This window comes from Halomonas sp. DP4Y7-1 (genome assembly GCF_019800705.1).
Lineage (GTDB): Bacteria > Pseudomonadota > Gammaproteobacteria > Pseudomonadales > Halomonadaceae > Halomonas > Halomonas litopenaei_A.
On sequence record NZ_JAHVKS010000002.1, the window covers coordinates 245,009 to 267,541 of the forward strand.

Here is a 22,533-nt window from a genome sequence, read left to right on the forward strand (position 1 = left end):
GGCATCAGCCCAGTAGCGTCAACCCAGAGCCACGGCCACTGCACCGCCAGCTAGCGCCTGGGGCTCCACTACCTGACTAGGCGGACTGCAGCTCGGATGGGTCGGCCATCGCGTAGACCGGGTGACGCGCACACAGCTCAGCGACCCGAGCTCGTACCTCCTCTTCGATGGCGGCGCTATCGTCGCCCCGGGTCAGGGCGTCCAGAACGTCACAGATATCACCGGCAAGCTGTGCACACTCCGCCTCATCGAAGCCCCGAGTGGTAACAGCAGGGGTGCCAATCCGCAGGCCCGAGGTAACGAAGGGACTTTGTGGATCGCCTGGCACGGCGTTCTTGTTGACGGTGATGTGGGCACGGCCCAGCGCCGCGTCAGCATCCTTGCCGGTAATGCCCTGGCGGATCAAAGAGACCAGGAACAGGTGGTCATCGGTGCCACCGGACACCACGTCATAGCCACGCTCAAGGAACGTCGACGCCATGGCTCTGGCGTTGGCGATCACTCGCTCTTGATAGCGCACGAAATCCTGGCTCATGGCCTCGCGGAAGGCGATCGCCTTGGCCGCGATGACATGCATCAGCGGGCCTCCTTGCTGACCAGGAAACACAGCGCCATTGAGCTTCTTGTAAAGCACTTCATCACCGCTGGCCGACAGGATCAGGCCACCGCGAGGACCGCGCAGGGTCTTGTGGGTCGTCGTGGTCACGACATGGGCATGGGGCAAAGGACTGGGGTACAGGCCCGCCGCCACAAGACCGGCAACGTGGGCCATATCGACCAGCAGCCAGGCTCCGACACTGTCCGCGATGGTGCGAAAACGACGCCAATCCACCACCCTGGAATAGGCCGAAAAACCCGCCACGATCAACTTGGGACGATGTTCGCGTGCCAGGCGTTCGACCTCGGCGTAGTCGATGCGGCCCGTCGCTTCATCCAACCCGTACTGCACCGCCCGGTAATGCTTGCCAGAGAAGTTGGGCGCCGCACCATGGGTGAGGTGACCGCCATGGGCCAGACTCATGCCAAGTACGGTGTCACCCGGCGAGACCAGCGCCATGAAGGCAGCAGCATTGGCCTGGGCACCACTGTGGGGCTGAACATTGGCATAGTCCGCCCCAAACAGGGCACAGGCTCGCTCCATCGCCAGGCGCTCGACCACATCCACGTGCTCGCAGCCACCGTAGTAGCGCTTGCCGGGATACCCCTCGGCGTACTTGTTGGTCAGTTGGCTGCCTTGGGCCTCCATCACCGCCGCACTGGCGTAGTTTTCCGACGCGATCAGCTCTACATGCTGCTGCTGGCGAACCTCCTCCGCGGCAACGGCCTCAGCTATCTGGGAATCGAATCGTGCAAGACAGAGCGACGTCCGCGATGAATGCGCCGTGAACAGATGGGACATGGGGTGCCTCCCGCTATGGCAAGCAACGGTTAAGCGACCGCACTCGCCTGATCAGATTTATCGTTGTCATTGCAGGCACGGGCCGGCAGTCTCACTCGCGAGGTCATCCTCGACCTCCAAGGTAAGCTGCTGCCACAACGCAATCGTTCTGAAAGCGACATCGACGTCTTCAACAAGGACATCTGTCACTCCCGCATGGGTGTCGGCGTTGTCGGCAACCTCCCCGCCTGCTGCCTGGTGCTGTCATTGAAGCCGACACGCCCCGGCGTGACTTGAACAAATGCGACAGCTTTATTGGACGCGGGTGACCGAGACGGTCTGTGTTTGCGAGAAGCTCAGCCTTGGTCGAGAAGGTCAGGCTGGGTCGAGACGCTCAGCCTTGGCCGAGACGAGTGCCAATATGCAGAAAGAAGGGGTCGACGCCGGCTTCCTCGCGCCCCTTGGGATCGCGGCGCAACTGGGAGGGAGACTGGCCATAGGCGGCGCGAAAATGGCGGGAGAAGTGTGCGGTGTCGGCGAAGCCACAGCGTTCACCGATATCGGTGATGCTGTGCTCGGTGAAGTACAGTAGCCACAGGCCATAGCGCAGTCTCAGGTCACGGGCGAACTTCTGTGGCCCGATGCCAAAGCTGTCCTGAAACTTGCGCTCGAGGCCGCGACGGGAGGCGCCTACGCGATCGGCCAGCTCATCCACGGAAATGACCTCCCCCAGATGCTGCTCCAGGATCGTCACCGCCCGGCGCACGATGCGGTCCTCGATACGCTCGAATACCACGGGCTGTGGCTGGCCATGCTCTCCGCCGCGGTGCCCATCCAGCAGCATGATGTTCAGACTCTTGCGCGCCCAGGCGCGGCCCAGATGACGCTCCACCAGGTACGCCGCCAGATCGGCCGCCGCGGCGCCACCCGCACAGGTCAGACGATCGCCATCATCCACGTAGAGCCGATCGGCCACCGCATTGACCTGGGGAAAACGGCGCACCAGGTCCGCATGGTGATACCAGCTGACACAGCAGCGTCGCCCTGCCATCACGCCAGCCTGGATCAGAGACAGCACACCCGTGCAGACGCCGACCAGGGGCACGCCAAGCCGAGCCGCCTGACGCAGGTACTCTGACGCCGCAGGATCGTCCGTCGGTGAGCCGTCGAGCACTCCGCCAATGACCACCAGGTAGTCGAACTGACGCGGGTCACAAAAGGGCGTGGCAAAGGGTTCACAGGGTGAGATGACCGCACCGCAACTCGACGGTGCATCCTCCCCGTCTGCCGTAAGAAAGCGCCAGCGGCAGCGCAGTTGACGACTGCGGTCGCCCTCATCGGAGGCCAGCCTGAGGCAATCCACAAAGGCAGCAAAGGGCAACAACGTAAAACGACGCAGCAACACGAAACCTACCGACAGCGCCGGCGGTTGGGCCACCGACGTTGACGCCTCAGACTCAGCCTCTGAGTCAGACAGGGGGGAGGAAGAATCGGTAGGAAACATGTCGCTCGTATGCCAGCGGAGGTGGCTGACCAGCGTACCCGATTCCCCCCGACCGCCTCCACTGGGCGTGGATTTTGCTACTGGCACGCCTCGCTACCAGTCGACAGTGACATTGCCTCGGGGCCGACTGCAGCAGGACAGAATGTAGCCCTCGGCCACGTCTTCGTCGGTGATGCCGCCGTTGTGGTCCATCTCCACCTCGCCTGCCACCAGCGGCACTCGACAGGTGCCACAGATCCCCATGCCGCAGGCCTTGGGAATGTGCAGCCCCAACTTGGCGGCCGCTGCGTGCACGGTCTCACCTGGCTGGATACGCACACTTTTTCCCGCAGCCGCGAACTCCACGCAGTGCATGTCCGCGACATCCAGCTCCTCGGCGAGCGCTTCGGCCTGCTCGGCCAGCTCGTGCACGTCCTCCTGAACGTCCACCGGCGTCGCGCCAAAGGACTCTTCATGGTAGCGGCTCATATCGAAGCCGCGCTGAACCAGCAGCCGTCGCACCGCCGCCATGAAGGGTGTCGGCCCACAGCAAAAGACCTCGCGATCCATGAAGTCCGGCGCCATCAACTCCAGCATGGCCTCTGACAGGAAACCGCGGTATCCGGCCCAGGACTGGTTCAGATCACTGTCACGCTCGCACACGATGTGCAGCCGAAATTCAGGAAGTCGAGAGAAGATATGGTCGAGCTCTCGGCGAAAGATGATATCCCTGGGAGTTCTGGCACAGTGGACAAAGTCCAGATCCACCGCCGCATTGGTGTCGAAAAACCAGCGCGTCATCGACATCAGCGGCGTGATGCCCACCCCACCGGACAGCATCAGCACCTTGTCGGCCGCATGATCGATACAGTTGAACTCGCCCACGGGGCCGTGCACCGCCAGTTCGTCGCCGACCTTGAGCGACTCATGCAGCCAGTTCGAGACACGCCCTCCCGGCACCCTCTTCACCGTGATCGAGAAGCTGTAGGGAACCGAGGGGGCACTGGCGATGGTGTAGGAGCGAAACACGCACTCATCGTCGATCTCGAGCTCCAGGGTGACAAACTGCCCCGGCTTGAAAAAGAACATGACCGGCTGCTCCGCCATGAAACAGAAGGTGCGCACGTCCCAGGTTTCCTGAATCACCTTGACGCAGCGCACCACGTGGCGTCCGTTGGACCAGGTCTGGGTCGTCACCGGGCTGAGAAAATTCGTCACCATGGCGTCGTCGCTCGCAGCTAGTGGTGGCTCTGATGACCGGGCAACGGCTACCGGCCAGGCTAATGAGGGAATTCTGCCCCTCGTCCTCCCGCCATCACTTGTCTAATCACGACATCAGCATGCTCGATTCCCCCGGCCATGCTCGTCACGGCAGCGATAGCGTCGCAACGGCATCATCTGGTGTCGTCGCCAGACAGCCCTGCTTCGAGCCCTTGTTCCAGACTGCCAGCACGCCACGCCCCACATGCCAGCCACCAGAGGCGTCCATCGCCCGTGACCTGCACGCGCACTGGGCCGTCACCCAGTACCCATTCGATGAGCAAGGACGACGTTCACCGCGAGCGTCTGCCGCATGACCTGGAGAGCAACATGGACCCCATTGCATCACCCCGTCTGGGGGACCCTCTGGAAGAGGCCCGCCACTTCGCCCTGGAAACGGCCATGCATCATCCTCACGGATTTTCGCTGCCCCAGGCGTTCTACAACGATGACCGCCTGTTCAGACTGGACATGCGAACCATCTTTGAAAGGGAGTGGATCTTTGCCGGGATGAGCTGCGAGATTCCAGCGAAGGGGCAGTTCATGACCCTGGATATCGGCGACAATCCGATCATTATCGTGCGCGGAGACGGCGGCAGCCTGCATGCCTTCCACAACACCTGTCGCCATCGGGGCTCACGCCTGTGCGCCACTCAAAGCGGCAAGGTGGCCAAGCTCGTGTGTCCCTACCATCAGTGGACCTATGAACTTGATGGCCGCCTTCTGTTTGCCGGCACGGAGATGGGCGCAGACTTTCGCCTGGAAGACCATGGTCTGGCCCCTGTTGCCCTCACCGAAGCCGGTGGCTATCTGTTCGTCAGCCTGGCCAGCGAGCCGCCGGATGCCAGCGATCTCAAGGCCGCCTTTGACAGCTACCTGAGCTTCTACGACATGGAGAATCTCAAGGTGGCGGTTACCACCACCATCGAGGAACAGGCCAACTGGAAGCTGGTGCTGGAAAATAACCGTGAGTGCTACCACTGCAACGGCTCGCACCCTGAACTGATCAAGACGCTCTACGAATTCGACGATACCGAGGACCCACGAGCGACCCCCGAATACCGGGCCCTGGTGGAGCGCAAGCAGCAGGAATGGGACGCGCTCGGCATCCCCTGGAAAATGCGCTGGGCAGGCGGCAAGCGCAATCGGCTGACCCGCACGCCACTGGTCGAGGGTACAGTATCGATGACCATGGATGGACGTCCCGCCTGTTCAACGCCGCTGACCCACCAGGGAATCGAGGACATGGGTTCACTGCGCCTGCTACATCTGCCAAACAGCTGGAATCACTTTGTCGGCGACCATGCGGCGGTGTTTCGCGTGTTGCCGCTGGGTCCCCAGCGCACCCAGGTCACGACCAAATGGCTCGTCCACAAGGACGCAGTGGAAGGCGTCGACTACGATCCCGAGAACCTGCGGCGAGTGTGGGATGCGACCAACGCCCAGGACCGTCGCCTTGCCGAGGAAAACCAGCGTGGCATCAACTCACTCGCCTATCGGCCGGGACCTTACTCCCCCACCTACGAATACGGCGTGATCGACTTCATCGACTGGTATCGCAGCACCTTGACCAGCAACCTCTCGGACACCCCGGAACTGAGCCTGGTACGCGCATGATCGAGGTATCCAGGACCTGACCAGCAGGCGGCCTGGCTAAGGCCGCCTGCCTAGGGCCATCTGACTAGGGCCGCCTGACTAGGGCCGTCTGTTGTCCGTCGCCACCAGCGGGATAACCTCGCCACTCTCGGCGGCCGTTGGTGGCGTCAGATGTTCACGGCGCAACAGCGCATCAAGCTCACGAAACGGCACCGGTCGCGAGAACAGATAGCCTTGGAATGTGGCGCAACCCAACTGCTTCAAGGTGTAGCAGTGTCGCGCGGTCTCCACGCCCTCGGCCAACACTTCCAGGTCCAGCTCTCGGGCCAGTGAGATAACGCTCCTGCACACGGCAAGGTCTGGCTCGCTATCGAGACAGTGAGCGACGAACCCACGGTCAATCTTGATCTTGTCGATGGGCAGCGACTTCAAGTAGTCAAAGCTGGAATAGCCGGTACCAAAGTCATCGATCGCAGCCGTCACGCCGCGGCGGGACAATTTTTCCAGGGTCTTGGCCACACCCGGCTTGTCTTCCAGCAGCATGCCTTCGGTGATTTCCAGCTCCAGCCAGTCCGATGGCAGCTGAATGTCATCCAACGCCTGGCACACACTGGACAGGAAGTCCTCACGGTGGAATTCCAGTGGCGACAGATTGACCGCCACCCTACCCGGCGATAAACCAAGCTGTAACAATCGCTTGGCGTCCTGACAGGCTCTACGCAGAATCCAGCGGCCCAGCTCGATGATCTGGCCGGTTTCTTCCGCCAGAGGAATGAACTCGGCAGGCGATACCCAGCCCAGGTCCGGATGGCACCAGCGCGCCAGAGCCTCAAGTCCCGTGACACGTCCAGCACCGTCCACCTGGGGCTGGTAAAAGACCTGCAACCGCTGCTGGTCCAGCGCCACCCGCAGTGCATTGCGCAGCATGACATGTCGACCGGAGGCTCCCTCCAGCGTGCGCGAGAACAGCTGGCACTGGTTTCGTCCTCGCTGCTTGGCCTGGTACATGGCCAGATCCGCCTGCTGGATCAACCGCTGAGAGCTCACCGCCGACTCACTGTCCAGCATCGCAATCCCGATACTCGCGGAGATATGCAGCTGGTGGCCATCCACGCGGAAAGGCTCATGCAACTGCTCAAGCAGCCGTTCGGCCACCACCACCGCTTCCTCTCGCCCACCAATGTCCACCAGCACCATGACGAATTCATCGCCACCGAGTCGTGCCAGGGTGTCTGAGCGGCGCTGTCCTCGCCCCAGCCGCTTGGCGACCTGTACCAGCACGCGATCACCGGTTTCATGGCCCAGACCGTCGTTGATCGGCTTGAATGCATCCAGATCCAGGAACAGCACGGCCAGCCCCTTCTCATGCCTCTGCGCAAGCGCCACATCATGCTCCAGACGGTCTGACAGCAGCAGTCGGTTGGGCAGACCGGTCAAGGCATCGTGGGTGGCCTGATGGGCCAGCATCTCCTCCTGGGCCTTGCGCTGAGTGACATCGTCGACAATGCCGATGAAGTGGCTGACACCCTCACGACTGGCGTGTACCGGAGACAGGGTCATGTCATACCAGCGGCAAGCCCCCACGTCCTGCGTTGCCAGCACCGTGACGGAGCCGGCCTGCCGAGTCTTCATCCAATGACAGATTTCGCCTTCGGTTACCGGGTCAAGTCCCATACGCCGCGCCAGTTCACTGGCCTTGAGGCCGATCAAGTCAGCGTTGCGCGCCCCCAGCATGCGACACACCGCGGCATTGACGTAGATGACCGGCCCGCCCCTGGCGATGGCATCGAAAATGACCACACCATTGGTGCTTTCGGTCAGACAGCGTTCCATGATCGAGAGCCTGGCCTGCTCCACCTGACGCTGGGTCACGTCGGTGAAGCTCGCAAACAGGCCTGCACAGGCCCCCTCGACCCGAATCTGCTGCAGCCTTACCAGGAAGCAGGAGTGCTTGGTATAGCACTCGAACTTGACCGACTGCTGGTGCCCGGACATGACCTCGTCGAAATGCTCATGCAGCTCAGACGGTGGCGTGTCGCAGCTCATCAACCGGCAGGCGATGTCACCAAAAGGCTGACCGATGGCAGTGGTTTCCGATGAGCCTGCCGACACCGAGACGGCGCCTACCGATGCTTGCTGATTCAGGGCACGCTCTGCCGATGCATTCAACTCGGTGACCAGTCCCGAGCGACGTACCTGCAACATGGGATCAGCGCTCAGCCCGAACAGGGAGCGAAACTCCTGCTCTCTTGCCGCCAGGGACATGGCCTGACGACTGCGGATCTTGGCCAGGGAAATCCACACCATCAATTGGTAAGTCGCGAACAACCCCAATGCCGCCAGCATCGCCGGCAGCAGGACGCCCACCAGTTTCAACGGCAGCGACGCCTGAATACGCAAGGTGCCGCCACCCGACATGGCAATGTCCTCCCGCATCAGCCCAGCGAGACGACCGTGCTCTACCCAGACCTCGCCGGGCCTATGCTCCACCAGCATGCCTTCATTCCAGCCGATCAGCGTCATTCTGGCTTCCAGCCCCTCACTCATGCGATCGAGCCATGGCCCCATACTCACCAACGTCACCAGCCTGGGGCCGAAGCTGCCAAAGCTATTGACCTCCAGCAGGGCGTCTCCCTCGGCGAGTATCCACCAGCGCATGGGTTCATCACGCCGGCGAGCGAGCCAATCGCGAACCTGAGGCATGTCGAGCAGTTCCATCAGTCGGCTGTCGGCCGAGCCTGTGTCAGGGCCAAGGCGACGCAACACCTTGCCATCCTGCCACCAGACATAGTCGACGATCTCTTCGTGGCCTGAAGACCCTGTCGGTTCAGGTGACCCGCCGGCCTGAGTCAGCGGCATACTCCATTCGCTCCAGCCTTCGCTGTAGCGCTCTTGCCATTGCGCAATACGACTACCGAGGATGTCCAACTGGGAGGCGAGATTGTCACTGAGACTGCGTGAATAAAGATGGTATCCCCCAAACGCCACCAGCAGACTGAGGCTGGTGCCTATCAGTCCAGCCCACACGGCACGGGGAGCAAGAACACGGAAGTTGATCACATCAGGGCGTGGCAGCAGCAGCAAGATCACCCCGAAAATGATGATCATCAGAGTCCCCAGGGGGCGCGTCTCGAACAATAGCTGCCGCCAGCGCGGCACGTCCTCGGCATCGATGATCATCAACAGGGTCAGGCTGCCGCAAGCAATACTCATCCCGCCGAGGCACTGCAGCAACCATCGCTTCCAGCGATCCGAAGACTCAGTCTCCCGACTGTCCTGCCACACCGAAACGGCCAGCAGCATCAGCAGCAGCGAGGACATGCCCGGCTGGGCGGTCACGCGCCCCGGGTGTTCCCATGCCTGGTCCAGCAGCCATAGCGCCTGGAACAGACCATAGCCAAGCAGCAGCAACGCTGCTCCACGCTTGATGACGTGACGCTGCTGGATCAGCGCAATGATGCCAGCCGTCGCCAGCAGCGACGCCAGGGCCCCCGAGCGACTGAAGGTCAACAGCTCGAACAGGAACAAGGCTGGGGATGGAGGCGCAATCAGCGCATGCAGAGCCACCAGCCCACCAAACGTCAGCAACACCACCACCAGCAGCGTGGTCGCCAATCCCGCTCCTTCTTCCTTATGCCGATCCATCATTCGTCAACCTCGCTCGCGGCTGACTTTCCCGGCGATCCTGCCTGCTGGCTTCCTGCAAACGCCAGCATTATCTGCCATGGCGCCCCTGCTTCAGCGGATACATAGCTTGCGCGTCGGAAAGTCCATCGTTATTTCTGCCTTTGCTAACTATCCTGCACAAGTTGGTGACGTCGCTCTTGGTAACAATATCGTAAACTCATGTAAGAATAATGCTACAAACTTTACAGTCACATCCTACTTAGGGGGAACAACGCCTGACGGCAGTGAGGCCCTATCACTGCGGTCATGGAGCGTTTCTGTGAGCCGGCAGTCCTGTGGCCAGGAGCATCGAGTGCCTTGCAAGAGGCCATATGCAGGCGAAAAAGGCAGGTAAAAACAGCAGAGACACACAGTAGGTACTCACCATCGGTACAAACAACAGATAAAAAAAGAGGGCAGGCCATTGGCCTGCCCCGTATCGGGTCATCGTGACGTACAGTTAGAGCATCACCAGTGACAGCAGATAGACCAAGGCCATCGCCGTCACCCCCTGCACCAGGGTTGCCAGGGTCTGGGCGCGATAGGCCAAGCCCACGCTCATCCGACTGAACTGAGACACTACCCAGAAGAAACTGTCATTGGCATGGGATACTGTCATCGCCCCTGCGCCGATGGCCATGACGGTCAGCACCCGGCCCATGTCACTCTCGAGACCGAGATCTCCCAGCATCGGGGCCACCAGGGCAGACGTTGTCACCAGCGCCACGGTAGAAGAACCTTGGGCAGACTTGAGCGCCGCAGACACGATAAAGGGCATGAAGATGCCAACCCCCAGTGCGGAAAGCGTCTGCCCAAGGTATTCACCCAGCGCCGTCGCCTTAAGCACCGCACCGAAGGCACCGCCGGCACCGGTGATCAGCAGAATTGGCGCGGCAGCGACAATACCTTCACCGATACGCTGGCTAAACTCTTCGATCTTGCTCTCACTCTTGAGCAGCATCGTGGACAGCAACAAACCGATGACCAGGGCGGTCAACGGCTGTCCCAGGAAGCTGAGCACGGTCAGCACATCACCCTCACCGAAAGGAGCCGCCGGCAGGCGCGCCACCGAACCGATGCAGATCAGCAGGATCGGGATAAAGATCGGAGCAAACGCCGCCATCGGGCTGGGCAGACGGCCGTAGCTGGCACGCAGCGCCTCCCAATCCTGATGGTGGTCGCCGTCCTCGAGGGCCGGATTGGCCACGTCCGGCTCGGTATGACGGAAGCGACGCGCCCACAAGGTGCCAGCCAAGGCGGCAACCGCGGCGACGAAGACCCCCACACCAATCACCAGGCCCAAATTCGCCTCGAGCCCAAGGTTGCCCGCGGCAGCAATCGGACCGGGAGTCGGCGGCACGAAGGTATGCGTGGCATAAAGCCCTGTTGCCAAAGCGACACTCATGGCAATGGGCGATGTCGTCAACTTGCGGGCCAGGGACTCTTTCAGCGAGTTCAGAATCACGAATCCGGAGTCACAGAAGACTGGAACCGAGACGATATAGCCGATAATCGACATGGTCAGCGTCGGAAAACGATCCCCGAGCTTGGCGATGATCACATCCGCCATGGTGATCGCGGCCCCACTCTTTTCCAGAATGATGCCGATGATGGTGCCCAACACAATGACCAGGCCGATATAGCCAAGGATGCCGCCAAAGCCCGATGTGATCGTACTGACCACCGAATCGAGTGGCAGCCCGTAGGCAAAGGCCGCGATAAAGGCCGACGCCAACAGCGCCAGAAAAGGGTGAACCTTTAACTTGCTGGTCGCGATCACGATGAACGCAATCACCAGCAGCAGGATGACAACCAGACTCATGGCGTCTTTGTCTCTCTATGTGGATGAATGGAAGACACCGCCAGCGGACGTGGCAAACGCTCACATCCCGCGACTCACGAGGTGTCCTGCTCCCTGAGGGCCCGGGACCTGCGGAGCTGAGGGGCCTGAGGCCTGACAACGGAAGATCTGATCCCAGTGGGCCAGCATTTCCCCGTGGGAGTATGCCTGATCCGGCCGCGGATAACGCCGTCATCTTGCACAAAATCCGCTGAAAATTGACCGCCCAGGTTGTGCGGATCACCCACTATTCATCATCGATGGACAGCTGAAGTCCGAGGTACAGCTCCACCAGGCCGGTGAAGCGGTGAGGAGAGATACCGGTGATGTCGTGGATCCGATCGAGACGATAGCGCAAGGTATTGCGGTGTATATGCAGCGCGTCGGCACAGCGACTCAGATTGCCCTGGTGCTTGATCAGGCTGTTCAGCGTCTTGATCAAGCGCCCACCGCTGTCGCTCTGGTGAATCAGGTCAATCGCAGAGCGAAGCTCATGCCCTTGCCACCCATCCGCCAAGGGCGACAGCAGCACCGGCAGGTGAAGGTCATCGTAGTAGTAGGTCGTTCGCTGCGGGTAGTGCTGCTTGCCGACCTGCAACACCTGCTGGGCACTTTCCACCGACAGATGCAGGTCCTGGGGGGCATCGAAGGCCCGCCCTACGGCGACCCTGACATCGTCGATGCCATGCCCCCGCAGTCGCTCCAGCAGGTCATTGATCCGCCGCTGTTCATCTGCCATGCCCTCCGCGCCGCTGGACGCCCTGCCGCGCCCCCGATTCATCATCGGCCGTGGCTGCTCTGTCGAGCTCTCACCCCTCGAGCTCTCACCCCTCGAGCGCTGACCCGCCGAGGACCGGCCTGCCACAGGCTTGGAGCTAAGCGGCTTGAGGACGAGGATACGGTGCGACGACACCAGCGACACCAGGTTATCCCGCTGAGGGCTGGCCAGCAGCTCCATCAAGCGCTGCATATCGGTCAGGCGCGACGTGGGACTAGCGCGATCCAGCTCAATCAAAACCGCCACCCGAGGCACTCTCACATCAATGCCTAGGCGCTCGGCCCAATCCAGCAACTGGTCGGGAGCAAGCTCATTGTTGATCCAGGAAAGGATGAACCCTTCGCGGTGGCGCTTGGCCCATTCCAGTCGCGCCAGCATATCGGCTTGCTCCACCAGCATTTCGGCCGCGACCTTGACCAATCGCGCAGACTGGCGGACCCGTTCCGGCTGGCCCGTGATGCCCAGCACACCGACCGTTTTGCCGGCACACTCCAGCAACAGGTTGATGCCAGGGCGCGCGCCCTTGAAGGCCGCCACGTCGGCATCACCGATTTCGAGCGCACTGCCACGTTTCAACGCCAGCACAGCTCCATCATGCAGCGTCCCCAGCCGGGCGGCATCGCCACTGGCGATGATGACCCCGCGTGCATCCATCACATTGATGTTGGCATCGAGGATATCCTGGGTCTTGTCGATGATCTGCTGTGCGAGCTCAGCGCTCAGAATCATGGGGCCACCTGCCACCGTTGGCGAATAGCCTCCATCTTCTCCGGCGCTTTAGCGGGCTGCAAGCCAGGTGTGAACGCTCAATGGGGGGCAACCAGTCCCCCTTCGTCGTTCAAGCCCATCAGGTGGGCATGGATGGCCTGATACACGGATGGCAGTACGATCTCACGCTGGCCCAGCAGCTCCGTGACCAGGGAAGCCAGTCCGGGCAGGCCGCCTTCACGGGCCTTGAGCCTCGCCATACGGGCGCAGGTCTCGGGACAGGCGTCTTCCGGCAATCTCAGCCCAAGAGCCACCAGGCGATCTCGAAAATCACGGCCATCCACCAGCTCGGCAATCATCATGTTCGCGCCCTCTTCTTCATCAGCTCGGCCACGGAAGCGAGGCATCCGGAGTGGATCGCAACGGCACAGGGCCCGCTCTCGCCGTCCAGACCCAGTACGAGCCCTCAGCCCTCAGCCCTCAGCCCCAACAGGGCCCTAGGACTCTACGGTATCAGCGACAGGCTCGGCGCGGGTCAGACGACACGCTGCATACTTGAACTCCGGAATCTTGCCGTAAGGGTCCAGCGCCGGGTTGGTCAACAGGTTCACCGCTGCTTCAACATAGCAGAAAGGCACGAAGACCATGCCGTCCGGCATACCGTCATCGAGCCGGGCCACCAAGGTGATGGCGCCCCGCCGGGTGGAGATCGTCAGCCGCTCACCTGGTTGCATGCCCAGGCGTGCAAGCTCTCCCGCCGACAGGCTGGCCACCGCTTCGGGCTCGAGCTCATCAAGGACACTGGCTCGTCGGGTCATGGACCCCGTATGCCAGTGTTCGAGCTGACGCCCGGTGGACAGCACCGTCGGGTAGTCATGATCGACAGGCTCGTCGGGGGGCATGGGTAGCGCCGGAGAGAACGTTGCCTTGCCAGTGGCCGTAGGGAAGGCGTCAGAGAACACCACATCGGCACCTTCGGCGTCCGGTGCCGAGCAGGGATAGGTGACCGCCCCTTGCTGTTCGAGGCGCTCCCAGCTGATGTTATCGAACGAGGCCATGCCCTTCTGCATCTCGGCGAAGACGTCACGGGGGTGCTGATACTGCCAGTCGAGCCCGAAACGTCGCGCCATTTCCTGAATGATCCACCAGTCCGGTCGGGCATCCCCTGGCAAAGGCAGTGCCTGACGCCCCAACTGCACCTGGCGATTGGTGTTGGTCACGCTGCCGTCCTTTTCCGGCCAGCTCGAGGCCGGCAGGATGATGTCGGCGAACTGAGCGGTCTCGGTCACGAACAGGTCCTGCACGACCAGGTGCTCCAGGCGGGCCAGCGCTCCCCTGGCATGAGCCAGATCCGGGTCGGACATGGCCGGGTTCTCGCCCAGGATGTACATGCCACGAATAGTACCGGCGTGAATGGCATCCATGATCTCGACCACGGTGAGGCCCGGCTCGGGATCAAGGCCGCTGCTGTCCAGGCCCCACAATTCCTCGAAGGATGCCCGTACCTGAGCATCAGAGACCGGCTGATAGTCGGGCAGGACCATGGGAATCATGCCCGCATCAGAAGCCCCCTGAACATTATTCTGACCACGCAAGGGGTGCAGACCGGTACCAGGGCGCCCGGTATGGCCACACGCCAGCGCCAGGGAAATCAGGCAGCGCGCATTGTCGGTGCCGTGGGTATGCTGGGAGATCCCCATGCCCCAGAAGATCATGGCCCGCTCGGCGCTGGCATACTCCCTTGCCGCCGCCCGTATCTCCTCGGCGGGAACCCCGCACAGGTCCGCGACCGACTCCGGTGTCTGGCCTCGCACGGCATTGGCCAGCCGCTCGAAGCCCTCGGTATGGTCGCGAATATAGTCCTCGTCAAACAGCGCTTCCTCGATGATGACCTGCAGCATGGCATTGAACAGGGAAACGTCGGCACCGGGGGTAAACCGCAGCACCCGGTGGGCATGCGCCCCCATGGCCTGACCACGGGGGTCGATAATGATGAACCGGGTACCGCGCTGGGCGGCCTGCTTGAAGAAGGTGGCCGCCACCGGATGATTGACCGCTGGATTGCAGCCGGTAAGGATCACCACATCCGCCTGCAGCGCCTGCATGAAGGAGGCCGTTACCGCACCAGAACCGATACATTCCATCAGGGCCGCAACGGAGCTTGCATGACACAGGCGCGTGCAGTGATCGACATTGTTGCTGCCGAAACCAAGACGCACCAGCTTCTGGAACAGCCAGGCCTCTTCATTGGAGCACTTGGCGCTCCCGAAGCCCGCCAGCGCCCGCGGACCGTGGCTTGCCTTCAATTGCGTCAGGCCACCCGCCGCCAGGGCCAGCGCCTCTTCCCAGGACGCTTCGCGAAAATGGGTCAGCGGATTGGCGGGATCAAACGCCGGGTCCAGCCACTTGGGCACGCCCTCACGGCGTATCAAGGGGCGCGTCAGGCGCGATGGGTGACGCGGATAATCAAAGCCGAAGCGCCCCTTCACGCATAGCCGCCCCTGATTGGCCGGCCCGTCACGCCCCTCGACAAAGGCGATGGCATCGTCCTTGATGTGGTAGGTCAGCTGACAGCCAACGCCACAGTAAGGGCAGACCGAGTCGACCTGGCGATCGACATTGGCACGACTGCCCCTGCCGTGGTCGTCGACCATGGTCGCGGGCATCAGGGCACCGGTAGGGCACGCCTGGACACACTCACCGCACCCCACGCAGCTGCTGTCGCCCATGGCGTCGTCAAGGTCGAACACGACCTTGCTGGCAGCCCCACGATGGGCCATGCCAATGACGTCGTTGACCTGCACTTCTCGACACGCCCGAACACACAGGTTGCAGGTAATGCAGGCATCCAGATTGACGGTCATGGCCGGATGACTGGCATCGTGACCCGCCGCCCCTTTAGCTGGCGTCATCGGTGATGTGGGAGGTGAGACAAGGTGCCGCCCTTCGGCCCCATCGCATCGGCCAGGCGGGGTCGGTAAGTGCTCACCGGGGAGGCGATAGTCAGGGGCGTGTTGCACCACATCGCGGCGCCTGCGCGGATAGCGCGCCCGCGCCTGGGTAGCATCCACCGCCAGCCGCTCGGCCATTTTCCACAGCTGACTCGCGCGATCAGGGCTGTCTTCCTGGGCGGGCTGATCGCTGAGCAGCAGCTCCAGCACCCCTTCCCGCGCCAGGCGGGAACGCTCCGAGGTGAGGCTCTTTACCACCATGCCTGGGCGTGCCTCGCGCAGGCAGCTGGCAGCGAGTACTCGCTCACCTTCAATTTCCACCATGCAGGCACGGCAATTGCCATCAGCGCGGTAGCCGGGGGCCTCCTTGAAACACAGATGGGGGATCGTCTCACCGGCGCGCTTGGCCACCTGCCAGACAGTCTCGCCTGGGTAGGCGCTCACTTCGGCGCCGTCCAGCGTCAGCAGAAAGGCCTCTGGCAGGGCCTCGTCGCTGGCAGTAGAAGCATCCGCTGTCTTGGTGACCTTGGTCATGATGTGGCTCCTTCCGCAGCGTCGCTGACAATGATGTCATGGCGGGCGAGGTCATCGCGGAAATGCCGCAGCAAGCTCAGCACGGGATTGGGGGCAGCCTGCCCGAGCCCGCAGATGGAGGCGTCCTGCATGATGCGCGAAAGACGTTGCAGGTCTTCCACCACCCAGTGCTTGCGCTCCAGCAGGCTCAGCATCTTCTCGCTGCCTACCCGACAGGGCGTGCACTGGCCGCAGGACTCATCGGCGAAAAACGCCAGCAGGTTCACGGCGACGGCGCGCAGGTCATCCTGATCGGACAGCACGATGATCGCCGCAGAGCCGATAAAGCAGCCTTCTGCCTGAAGGGTATCGAAGTCCAGGGGAAGGTCCGCCTTGGACGCGGGCAGGATGCCGCCTGAAGCGCCCCCTGGCAGGTAGCCGGCCAGCCGGTGACCGTCAGCCATGCCGCCGCCGAATTCCTCGATCAGTTCGTTCAGACTGATCCCGGCGGGAGCCAGATAGACGCCGGGACGACGCACCCGTCCTGACAGCGAGAAGCTCCTTAGTCCGCTGCGCTGGCGTCGTCCTTCCCGCGCGTACAGCGCCGCCCCTTCACGCCACAGCACCGGTATCCAGTAGAGCGTTTCGACGTTGTTGACCAGGGTCGGTCGACCGAACAAGCCCTGCTGGGCGACCAGCGGCGGACGGTGGCGCGGCTTGCCGGGCTTGCCTTCCAGGGATTCGATCATGGCCGACTCTTCGCCACAGATGTAGGCACCGGCCCCTCGGCGCAGTATCACCTGCCCAGGGTTGATCAACCCCTGGTCCTCGAGTTCAGCGATGGCCTCGCGCAGCACCCGATGCGCCCCCGGGTACTCGTCGCGCAGATAGATATAGACACCTTCCGCCTGAACCGCCCAGCAGGCTACCAGGGCGCCTTCCAGCATCTGGTGCGGGGCTCGCTCCAGGTAGTAGCGATCCTTGAAGGTGCCGGGCTCGCCTTCATCGGCATTGACGGCACACCAGCGAGGTCCGGGCTGTTCGCGCACGGTGCGCCACTTGCGGTGGGTCGGGAAACCGGCACCCCCCAGTCCGCGCAGGCCTGAGCGCTCAAGCAGCGTGGCCAGGTCCTCGAAATCAACCTGCCCCGCCTGGCATCCCTTGAGCAGCTCGTAGCCCCCTTCCTGCTGGTAGCTGGCCAGGGTCTGCCACACCACCGCCTCAGGGTGGGTACGCCCGGTATCCAGCAACACCTCCACCGCTTCCACGCTGGCATGCCCCAGATGATGATGCCCTACTTCCACTACCGGGGACTGATCGCAGCGACCCATGCAGGGAGCGCGGGTCACGCGCACCTGTGCGGGATCCAGGCCGTCCGCCAGTGCATCAGCGAGCCGCTGTGAGCCCGCCAACTGACAGGAAAGCGAGTCGCACACTCGAACGGTCAAGGCAGCAGGCGCTGGCTCATCGTCGTGCACCACGTCGAAGTGGGCATAGAAGGTGGCTGTTTCATACACGGCCGCCATGGGCAGCGACATGTAGCTGGCCAGCGCTCTCAGCCACTCCAGCGCAAGATAGCCGTTGGCATCCTGAATCGCGTGGAGGTGCTCGATCAACAGCTGTCGCTGGCGCAGCAGGGGTTGCTGACGCTCGTCCCCAAGCAGATGGCGCAGTGCTTCCAGCACCGAGGGAGTGGTCTGGCGCCCCTTGAGCGTCTTGCGGGTTCGCCTGGCAGGACTGGCGGTCACGGTTTCTGCGGTCATTGTTTGACTCTATTTATGTGGCGTTAAGGTCACCTGGTGACATGCTGGCACCAGCGGCTCTCAGCGTCCATTACCTTGTCGCGCATTAGTGACAGCTGCGCGACTAACCACACCTTCGGCATCAAGAAAGTCAAGAATCGCCATCGCGCCCTCTGTGGCGGACACCTGTTCGAGTACCCGCCCGCTGCCCGACTCTGCCTTTGCCGCTGCTGCCTTGAACCGTTCGCGCGCATTGGCCGAGGTGACGATCTTCAGCCGCTTCGGCCTTGGCGTGGCAGGCATGAAGGGCCAGGTCGCGCCGGCGGGGTCTATCGGCGGCTCTGCACCGCTGTCGAGCTGCAGCAGCTGCCCTCGCCGGGCCGGGCCGAAAGCGCTCTGGCGAGGCGCTGGTGCCGCTGCCTCGACCCCGAGAATGGCCGGGAGCCTGACCGCGATGCGCCGACGCTGCCCCCTTGGCAGGGCCTGCAGCACGACGGCCTGGGCCGCGCCGGACGATAGGGGCTCGATGGTCTCGATCGCGACCACCCCTGGCACCCAGCGCCAGTCCAGACGCTCGGCCAGGGCGATCGGCAACAGACCACTGCCCTCCCCCTGCTCGGCGTGCATGCCACACAGCACCAGTCGTGCGTCGGCGTCGACGGGTGCCCGCAACGCCTCATGCAATGGTGCAAGGGCATCCCCTGCTGCCGCCATATGCATCCAGCGAATGGAAGGTAGCCCCATGCCCAGATAGGCGCGCAGTGCTGTTTCGGTATCCTGTTCCGCCGGGCCAGCGTGCCAACAGGACAGGGTGGTATTGCCAGGCTTGCCCTTGTGCTGGAAGGTCAGCGCCATCTCCAGCGCACGCGCGTCCAGATCGGCCCGTCGAGGGCGCTGGGTCAGACCATGACGGCCCAGCGACAGCAGCACGTCCAGGCATATCGACGCCGGCTCTACAGCTGCCGGGGCTCGCGGTTCAAGCGACATGGCGGCTCTCCTTGATACGGTCGGAAAGAAGCGAAGACATGTCGGGGCTCTCGGTAGGGTCTGTCGGCGACGATGCCTCTGGTCCCTCCCCCAGCTGCTGCCGGCTGTCCCTTTGTTCGACCAAGGAGGGTTCGACCAAGGAGGGTTCGACCAGGGAGGCCAACTCGGCCAGGATCGCATCGCCGTCACCGATCACCGAGAGGTCCGCACGCTTGACCATGTCGCAACCGCCATCAGAGTTGATGGCGATCACCTTCTCGCAGCGCTGAATTCCCTGCAGATGTTGAATCGCACCGCTGATGCCGACGGCCAGATAGACGCGGGCACTGACGAAGGTACCCGTGGCGCCCACCTGACGCTCTCGCGGCATGTGCCCTTCATCCACCGCGACCCGCGAGGCGCCTTCGCTGGCCCCTAGCACCCTGGCCGCATGATGGAAGCCGTCCCAGTCACCGACGCCGTTTCCACCCGCAAGAATAAAGGGTGCCTCAGCCAGGGCGATCGCCGCTGGATCCACCGCCACGGCACCGAGATCTTGCATCGGCAGCGGTGCCTCCGGGTGATCGCAGGACGTTCGCGACAGCGGCCATTCACGGGCTTCGTGCCGGGTCGCCGTCACCGGCTCCGCGCATTGTGCGGCAGCCACCACCACACGCGGCAGCGGACGCGCCAGGTCCTGGCGGCCCGAGCCCGAGCGGCATAGGCAGGACCAGCCGCTGTCACTGGCGTCATCCGGCTCCACGCGCCACAGCCCGCAGGCAGGCCGCTCGCCCAGACGTACCGCCAGGCGGCGGCCCAGGTCTCCGCCCTCCAGGGTAGCGTCCGGGAACAGCCAGTGCCGCGGTGACAGCGCCCGGTCCGCCGCCAGACAGGCTGCAAGGCGATCCTCAGGGGAATATCCCGGCGCTACTGGCAGCACGATGACCCGATCTGCTCCGGCCTCGGCCAGCGCATCGTGCAGGGCGCTTTCGAGGGTTGCCGACGGCGATGGCAGCAACAACAGCGCCGTCACGGCAAGCGAGCTGCCGTCGATGTCAGCCCTGTCATCGGCCCTGTCATCGGCCCTGTCATCAGCCCTCTCATCAGCCAGTCGTCGGGCCAGGCCAAACACGTCGCGGTCGTGTTCGCTCAACCGACCTGAGGCGAGATCCGGCACCACGGCAATGACCCCCGCGGGATCGGCCACCACCACGTCGCGACGCTGATCTCGCTGCGTTGCTGTTCGACCCTGTTGTGGTCCGGCGGCGCCGACCAGAGCACCACTGCGATCAATCCGCCGCCGTCCGTTGGGCCCCATGACGCCGACAAGGTGGGGATTGCGGCGCATGCGTCCGTTGGGCCCCATCCAGAATGCCTGGCCCTCACCGCCTTGACCGAGGGCCGCCAGCACGGCGAGATGCTCCGGGTGACGTCGATTGCGAGCAATCCCTTCCAGCCTGGGATCTCGGCGGCGGCGAACATCGTGTTGCTGATGCTGGGACGTCGAATGAACATCACTCATTGGCTTGCCTCCTCGACGAGTCGACCAGGATGCCCCGTCTGGCGCGGCCGCCGCCGAGCACCTGTGGCGGTCGACGATGCCTCGGAAACCGATTCCTCGAAAACCGATTCCTCTAACACCAAGGCCTCAGCCACCAGTTCGGCGATGTCCCGAACCTCCGCCTGGCGATCCACCACCCCCTCCAGCATCGCCGTGCACTGGGGACAGCCTACCGCTACCACATCGGCCTCTACCTCGGCCACGTCGGCCATGCGCATGTCGGGAATCCGCCGTTCACCAGGGATATCGGTGACCGGGGCACCCCCTCCTCCTCCGCAACAGCGTGAGCGAAAGCCAGAGCGCGCCATCTCGGTCAGCTCGATACCCAGGGCAGCCAGCACCCGCCTCGGCGCATCGAACTCACCGTTGTAGCGCCCCAGGTAGCAAGGATCATGGTAGGTCACACGGGACCGCGGGCGTGGCGCTATCTTGAGCCTTCCCTGCTGCAACAGCTCATCCAGGAAGGTGCTGTGATGACGCACGCAATAGTGGCCGCCAAAGGCTGCGTATTCGTTGCCAAGAACGTGAAAGCTGTGCGGGTCACAGGTGACGATGGTCTGGAAGCCATAGCGCGACAGCGTTGCCACATTGTCCCTGGCCAGGCGTTGAAAGGTGGCCTCATCGCCGAGCCGTCGCGCCACATCGCCGCTGTCACGTTCTTCATCCCCCAGCACCGCAAAGTCCACCTGGGACGCCCGCAGGATCTTCACCAAGGCTCGCAAGGTACGCTGGTTACGCATATCGAAGGCTCCATCACCGAGCCACAGCAGAACGTCCACCTGGCCCAGTTCACGCATCAGCGGCAAGCTCAGGTCTGCCGCCCAGTGCATCCGCGAGTCCGGCGCGAAGCCCCCGGGATTGTCCGTCGCGATCAGGTTGTCGAGCACCGCCGCCCCCTTGCCCGGCGTGGCGCCATGTTCCAGGGTCAAATGGCGGCGCATGTCGACGATGGCATCGACGTGCTCGATCATCATTGGGCACTCCTCCACGCAGGCCCGGCAGGTCGTACAGGACCACAGCGTGTCCGCATCGACCAGCGCCCCGCCTGAGGTCACGACCATCGGGCCGCCAGGCTGGCCACGGTGCTCACCAAGCGGCTTGCCCGGATAGGGCGAGCCATGAAAGCCTGCGTCGCTGCCGCCGGTCATGCCAAGCACCATGTCCTGGATCAGTTTCTTGGGGTTGAGTGGCTGTCCCGCCGCGAACGCCGGACACACTGCCTCGCAGCGACCGCATTGCACGCAGGCATCGAAGCCCAGACGCTGATTCCAGGTGAAGTCCTCCGACGTTTCCACCCCGAGCGGAGCATCAGGGTCGTCAAGATCAAGCGGCTTTAGCCCCGTCGACCGCGGCGATACACCGTCGCGATCGCTCTGCCGGGTCGAGAAGCGTTCGGCACGCCGATGCCACGCCAGGTGCAGTGCGCCGGCAAAGGCATGTTTCATCGGACCGCCCCAGGTCATGCCGAGAAACATCTCGCCAAGCCCCAGCGCCAGCCCAGCCAGCAGCACCAGCGCCAGCGTCCCGCCGAGCACCCCCGTGAGCCACGCCGCAGGCAGCCAAGTGACCATCAGCATGATCAGAGACAGGCCTGCCACGCTGGCGGCAAATGCCGTCAGACTCCTTGGCAGTCGCTGCCAGGGGCCGCGGGATAGCCGCGACGGCGGACGTCGACGGCGCCTGGCCACCCGCCGGGCACCGCCCAGCATGACCAGACTCATCACCAGCATCAGCCCTGTCAGTAACGTCTCTCCACCCTCGGGCAGGGGCGCCAGGGTCACCAGCAGCAATAAGCCTGCAGCAGCGACAAACCCGCCTGCGGTAGCCACATGGGTATGAGCAAACGCCTTGTCTCGCGCCACCACATGATGCAGGTCCACCAGGTAGCGACGGGGCATGGCAGCAAGTCCCCCGAGCCATGCCACTGGCGACGGACGACCACGGCGCCACAGCAAAAAGCGCCTGGCAGCCCCCACCAGCGCCAGCAGCAGAGCAGCAAGCACCAGCCCCGTCAGGGAACCGTAAAAAAGCGTCGCGGACATGGGTGGCCTCCTGAACAATGTGGTGAAGAAAAGCGGTGGTGAAGAAAGG

The 22,533-nt window shown here is 63.2% G+C and carries 15 protein-coding genes; 2 read left to right on the plus strand and 13 right to left on the minus strand.

Annotation, left to right across the window (positions count from 1 at the left end; genetic code table 11):
- Nucleotides 1-76: 76 nt before the first annotated feature.
- Nucleotides 77-1,399 (minus strand): serine hydroxymethyltransferase, encoded by a 1,323-nt coding sequence (glyA, locus tag KUV72_RS04665; RefSeq protein WP_222237599.1) that lies wholly within the window; start codon nt 1,397-1,399, stop codon nt 77-79.
- Between the two features lie 63 nt (nt 1,400-1,462).
- Between glyA and KUV72_RS04670 the strand changes: the two genes are divergently transcribed.
- On the plus strand, nt 1,463-1,675 hold the full coding sequence (locus KUV72_RS04670; RefSeq protein ID WP_222237600.1) for a hypothetical protein: 213 nt from the start codon (nt 1,463-1,465) through the stop codon (nt 1,673-1,675).
- Between the two features lie 97 nt (nt 1,676-1,772).
- Here the strand turns inward: KUV72_RS04670 and KUV72_RS04675 are convergent, their stop codons facing one another.
- The 3 genes from KUV72_RS04675 to KUV72_RS19800 all read right to left on the minus strand — a co-directional run bounded on the left by KUV72_RS04675 (nt 1,773) and on the right by KUV72_RS19800 (nt 4,350).
- The gene (locus KUV72_RS04675) at nt 1,773-2,882 is read right to left on the minus strand and encodes a GlxA family transcriptional regulator (protein WP_222237601.1); all 1,110 of its coding nucleotides are present in this window, start codon (nt 2,880-2,882) and stop codon (nt 1,773-1,775) included.
- A gap of 93 nt (nt 2,883-2,975) precedes the next feature.
- Nucleotides 2,976-4,082, minus strand: coding sequence for a hybrid-cluster NAD(P)-dependent oxidoreductase (locus tag KUV72_RS04680; RefSeq protein WP_222237602.1), 1,107 nt, complete (start codon nt 4,080-4,082; stop codon nt 2,976-2,978).
- Nucleotides 4,083-4,227: 145 nt separating this feature from the next.
- Nucleotides 4,228-4,350, minus strand: a complete 123-nt coding sequence (locus KUV72_RS19800; protein WP_261315894.1) for a hypothetical protein — start codon at nt 4,348-4,350, stop codon at nt 4,228-4,230.
- A 101-nt stretch (nt 4,351-4,451) separates the two neighbouring features.
- Here KUV72_RS19800 and KUV72_RS04685 point away from each other — a divergent pair, with 101 nt between their 5' ends.
- Nucleotides 4,452-5,738, plus strand: a complete 1,287-nt coding sequence (locus KUV72_RS04685; protein ID WP_206941292.1) for an aromatic ring-hydroxylating oxygenase subunit alpha — start codon at nt 4,452-4,454, stop codon at nt 5,736-5,738.
- A 78-nt stretch (nt 5,739-5,816) separates the two neighbouring features.
- Here the strand turns inward: KUV72_RS04685 and KUV72_RS04690 are convergent, their stop codons facing one another.
- The 9 genes from KUV72_RS04690 to KUV72_RS04730 form a co-directional block, all read right to left on the minus strand.
- Nucleotides 5,817-9,365 carry an EAL domain-containing protein gene (locus KUV72_RS04690; protein ID WP_222237603.1) on the minus strand — a complete coding sequence of 1,183 codons (3,549 nt, stop codon included), beginning with the start codon at nt 9,363-9,365 and terminating at the stop codon, nt 5,817-5,819.
- 478 nt (nt 9,366-9,843) lie between these two features.
- Nucleotides 9,844-11,205 carry a GntP family permease gene (locus tag KUV72_RS04695; protein ID WP_222162745.1) on the minus strand — a complete coding sequence of 454 codons (1,362 nt, stop codon included), beginning with the start codon at nt 11,203-11,205 and terminating at the stop codon, nt 9,844-9,846.
- A gap of 265 nt (nt 11,206-11,470) precedes the next feature.
- Nucleotides 11,471-12,730 carry a sugar diacid recognition domain-containing protein gene (locus tag KUV72_RS04700; protein WP_222237604.1) on the minus strand — a complete coding sequence of 420 codons (1,260 nt, stop codon included), beginning with the start codon at nt 12,728-12,730 and terminating at the stop codon, nt 11,471-11,473.
- Nucleotides 12,731-12,807: 77 nt separating this feature from the next.
- The gene (locus KUV72_RS04705) at nt 12,808-13,071 is read right to left on the minus strand and encodes a hypothetical protein (protein ID WP_206941298.1); all 264 of its coding nucleotides are present in this window, start codon (nt 13,069-13,071) and stop codon (nt 12,808-12,810) included.
- Between the two features lie 135 nt (nt 13,072-13,206).
- Nucleotides 13,207-16,194, minus strand: coding sequence for a formate dehydrogenase subunit alpha (gene fdhF, locus KUV72_RS04710; RefSeq protein ID WP_222237605.1), 2,988 nt, complete (start codon nt 16,192-16,194; stop codon nt 13,207-13,209).
- The gene (locus KUV72_RS04715; protein ID WP_222237606.1) at nt 16,191-17,936 is read right to left on the minus strand and encodes an NADH-ubiquinone oxidoreductase-F iron-sulfur binding region domain-containing protein; all 1,746 of its coding nucleotides are present in this window, start codon (nt 17,934-17,936) and stop codon (nt 16,191-16,193) included. Before KUV72_RS04715 ends, fdhF begins: the two co-directional genes overlap by 4 nt.
- Before the next feature lie 60 nt (nt 17,937-17,996).
- Nucleotides 17,997-18,902, minus strand: a complete 906-nt coding sequence (locus KUV72_RS04720; protein WP_222237607.1) for an electron transfer flavoprotein subunit beta — start codon at nt 18,900-18,902, stop codon at nt 17,997-17,999.
- Nucleotides 18,892-20,403: an electron transfer flavoprotein subunit alpha/FixB family protein gene (locus KUV72_RS04725; protein WP_222237608.1), complete on the minus strand. Its 1,512-nt coding sequence runs from the start codon at nt 20,401-20,403 to the stop codon at nt 18,892-18,894. The genes KUV72_RS04720 and KUV72_RS04725 overlap by 11 nt, the downstream gene beginning before the upstream one ends.
- Nucleotides 20,400-22,484, minus strand: a complete 2,085-nt coding sequence (locus tag KUV72_RS04730) for a DUF3483 domain-containing protein (RefSeq protein WP_222237609.1) — start codon at nt 22,482-22,484, stop codon at nt 20,400-20,402. The genes KUV72_RS04725 and KUV72_RS04730 overlap by 4 nt, the downstream gene beginning before the upstream one ends.
- Nucleotides 22,485-22,533 lie beyond the last annotated feature (49 nt).

Excerpts from the sequence above, each read along its gene's own strand:
- glyA (WP_222237599.1), bottom strand. The coding sequence starts at position 1,399 with ATGTCCCATCTGTTCACGGCGCATTCATCGCGGACGTCGCTCTGTCTT.
- KUV72_RS04675 (WP_222237601.1), bottom strand. The coding sequence starts at position 2,882 with ATGTTTCCTACCGATTCTTCCTCCCCCCTGTCTGACTCAGAGGCTGAG.
- KUV72_RS04680 (WP_222237602.1), bottom strand. The coding sequence starts at position 4,082 with ATGGTGACGAATTTTCTCAGCCCGGTGACGACCCAGACCTGGTCCAAC.
- KUV72_RS19800 (WP_261315894.1), bottom strand. The coding sequence starts at position 4,350 with ATGGACGCCTCTGGTGGCTGGCATGTGGGGCGTGGCGTGCTGGCAGTC.
- KUV72_RS04685 (WP_206941292.1), top strand. The coding sequence starts at position 4,452 with ATGGACCCCATTGCATCACCCCGTCTGGGGGACCCTCTGGAAGAGGCC.
- KUV72_RS04690 (WP_222237603.1), bottom strand. The coding sequence starts at position 9,365 with ATGATGGATCGGCATAAGGAAGAAGGAGCGGGATTGGCGACCACGCTG.
- KUV72_RS04695 (WP_222162745.1), bottom strand. The coding sequence starts at position 11,205 with ATGAGTCTGGTTGTCATCCTGCTGCTGGTGATTGCGTTCATCGTGATC.
- KUV72_RS04700 (WP_222237604.1), bottom strand. The coding sequence starts at position 12,730 with ATGATTCTGAGCGCTGAGCTCGCACAGCAGATCATCGACAAGACCCAG.
- KUV72_RS04705 (WP_206941298.1), bottom strand. The coding sequence starts at position 13,071 with ATGATGATTGCCGAGCTGGTGGATGGCCGTGATTTTCGAGATCGCCTG.
- fdhF (WP_222237605.1), bottom strand. The coding sequence starts at position 16,194 with ATGACCAAGGTCACCAAGACAGCGGATGCTTCTACTGCCAGCGACGAG.
- KUV72_RS04715 (WP_222237606.1), bottom strand. The coding sequence starts at position 17,936 with ATGACCGCAGAAACCGTGACCGCCAGTCCTGCCAGGCGAACCCGCAAG.
- KUV72_RS04720 (WP_222237607.1), bottom strand. The coding sequence starts at position 18,902 with ATGTCGCTTGAACCGCGAGCCCCGGCAGCTGTAGAGCCGGCGTCGATA.
- KUV72_RS04725 (WP_222237608.1), bottom strand. The coding sequence starts at position 20,403 with ATGAGTGATGTTCATTCGACGTCCCAGCATCAGCAACACGATGTTCGC.
- KUV72_RS04730 (WP_222237609.1), bottom strand. The coding sequence starts at position 22,484 with ATGTCCGCGACGCTTTTTTACGGTTCCCTGACGGGGCTGGTGCTTGCT.